The organism is Brevundimonas sp. ZS04 (assembly GCF_001956865.1).
Taxonomy (GTDB): Bacteria; Pseudomonadota; Alphaproteobacteria; order Caulobacterales; family Caulobacteraceae; genus Brevundimonas; species Brevundimonas diminuta.
This window is the reverse complement of the sequence record NZ_MTHE01000070.1, coordinates 1-397: the sequence shown is the minus strand read 5'-3', so window position 1 is coordinate 397 and position 397 is coordinate 1. Positions and strand designations below refer to the sequence as shown.

Here is a 397-nt window from a genome sequence, read left to right as displayed (position 1 = left end):
GTGCGTAACCGACGCCTGTCCGAGCTTCCGGCGCTGGAGAACCTCAGCGAGCTGCTGTTCGACGCGCGTTCCGCGCTGACCCAGCAGAACAGCTGGCAGGGCGAGTTCCGCAGCCGCCGCAAGAACCACGAGCCTTACTGGGGCCAGTTGTCGCTGTCGAAGGTCTACGACGATCTCGGCGAGCTGACCCACTACATCGGCATCTACGAAGACATCACGCAGAACAAGCTGGCCCAGCAGCACATCGAGAAACTCGCCTACCGCGACAACCTCACCGGCCTGGCCAACCGGCACTATTTCATCGGCGCCCTCGAGGAACGCCTGGAAAGCAGCGGCGACCGCCCGCTCAGCCTGCTGCTGGTGGACATCGACAACTTCAAGCGGATCAATGACAGCC

1 protein-coding gene is annotated in these 397 nt (G+C 63.0%); it reads left to right on the top strand.

Annotation, left to right across the window (positions count from 1 at the left end; translation table 11 throughout):
• The coding region (locus BJP32_RS16815) for a diguanylate cyclase (RefSeq protein ID WP_143255513.1) at positions 1-397 on the top strand (397 nt) is incomplete at both ends.